This is a genomic window from Streptomyces sp. AB3(2024) (assembly GCF_041862025.1).
Classification (GTDB): Bacteria; Actinomycetota; Actinomycetes; order Streptomycetales; family Streptomycetaceae; genus Streptomyces.
Map to the genome: position 1 here is coordinate 1 of NZ_JBGWAB010000298.1, position 1,682 is coordinate 1,682.

At 63.6% G+C, this 1,682-nt stretch carries 2 protein-coding genes; one reads left to right on the forward strand and one right to left on the reverse strand.

Going from position 1 to position 1,682, the window contains the following annotated elements:
- Nucleotides 1-77: 77 nt before the first annotated feature.
- Nucleotides 78-494, reverse strand: a complete 417-nt coding sequence (tnpA, locus tag ACEPPI_RS40440) for an IS200/IS605 family transposase (protein WP_373920228.1) — start codon at nucleotides 492-494, stop codon at nucleotides 78-80.
- 26 nt (nucleotides 495-520) lie between these two features.
- Between tnpA and ACEPPI_RS40445 the strand changes: the two genes are divergently transcribed.
- Complete coding sequence (locus ACEPPI_RS40445) at nucleotides 521-1,681, forward strand: RNA-guided endonuclease InsQ/TnpB family protein (RefSeq protein ID WP_373920229.1); 1,161 nt, start codon at nucleotides 521-523, stop codon at nucleotides 1,679-1,681.
- The last annotated feature ends 1 nt before the right edge of the window (nucleotide 1,682 follow it).

Genomic DNA, 1,682 nt, shown 5'->3' on the forward strand with positions numbered 1-1,682 from the left:
GCTACCGGGGCTAATCGCAGTGCATCGGGCTTCAGCCCGGTGGTGAAGCGATTCTCAGAACTGCTCTGACCCGCAGGTCACAGCGGACGATTCTGCTGCTCGATGTACTGACGGACGATCGACAGCGGGGCCCCGCCGACCGATCCGGCGAAGTATGAGCCGGACCACAACCGTTGCGCCCGCCAGTAGTGCCGGACCAGTTCCGGGTACTCCTGGCGGAGCCTGCGAGAGCTGACGCCCTTGAGGCTGTTGACCAGCTTGGACAGGGCGACCTTCGGCGGGAAGTTCACGAGCAGGTGGACATGGCTGTTCTCGCCGTTGAACTCCACCAGCTCGCACTCGAAGTCCGCGCACACGGACCGCATGATCTCCTCCATCCGCTTGAGGTGCGCGTCCGTGAAGACCTTGTGTCGGTACTTCGTCACGAAAACCAAGTGTGCGTGAAGTGCGAACGCACAGTGTCGACCAGTCCTGATGTCCTGCGTGTCAGCCATAAACCAACCGTAGTACGGTGATCGCCATGAAGCTCAGGTATCAGTTCCGGCTGTACCCGAGTGCCCCGCAACGGATCATGCTGGCGAAGGCGTTCGGGTGCGCCCGCGTCGTCTTCAACGACGCCCTCCGTGCTCGTCAGGACGCCTACAAGCAGGGCGCCAAGCGCCCGACAGCGGCGGAACTCTCGAAGCGATTCGTCACCGACGCCAAGAAGACCGAAGACCGGCACTGGCTGGACGATGCGTCGGCCGTGGTGCTCCAGCAGTCCCTGCGGGATCTGGAGACCGCGTACTCCAACTTCTTCGCCTCCAAGAACGGCACCCGCAAGGGCCCGAAGATGGGGCCGCCGAAGTTCAAGAAAAAGACCAGCCGCCAGGCCATCCGCTTCACCACCAACGCCCGCTTCTCGATCACCGAGGGCGGCGCGCTGCGCCTTCCGAAGATCGGCGACGTGAAGATCCGCTGGTCCCGCCGGCTTCCCTCCGCCCCGTCATCCGTAACCGTGGTCAAGGACGCGTCCGGCAGGTACTTCGCCAGCTTCGTGGTGGAGGCCGAAGACAAGCCACTGCCCGAGCTGGACCTGGACGAGACAGAAACCGGGATCGACCTGGGCCTGTCCACCTACGCCGTCCTGCGCGGCCGGAAAATCAGCTCCCCGAAGTTCTTCCGCCGCCAGGAGAAGAAACTTCGCCGCGCTCAGCGCAAGCTGTCCCGCGCTCAGAAGGGCTCCAGCAACCGGCGCAAAGCCAAGCTTGCCGTATCGAAGATCCACGCCAAGATCGCGGACAAACGCCGTGACTTCATCGAGCAGGAAACCACCAAGATCACGCGCGAGAGCCAAGCCGTGTACCTGGAGGACCTGAACGTGAAGGGCATGGGATCGAAGAAGGGCAAGCGGGCCAAGTCCGTCCACGACCAGAGCTTGGGCATGTTCGCCCGCACCCTGGAAGCCAAATGCGCACGGTACCGGCGCACCTTCGCCAAGGTGGACCGGTTCTTCCCCTCCACCCAGCTCTGCTCAGCGCCCGGGTGCGGCAGCATCGAAGGACCCAAGGGACTGGAAGGGCTCAAGATCCGGAAGTGGACATGCTCCTGCGGAACAGTCCACGACCGGGACGAGAACGCCGAACGCAACATCCGCCGTGAAGGACGGCGCATCGTGGCCGAGGGACGTCCGGACACGTAAA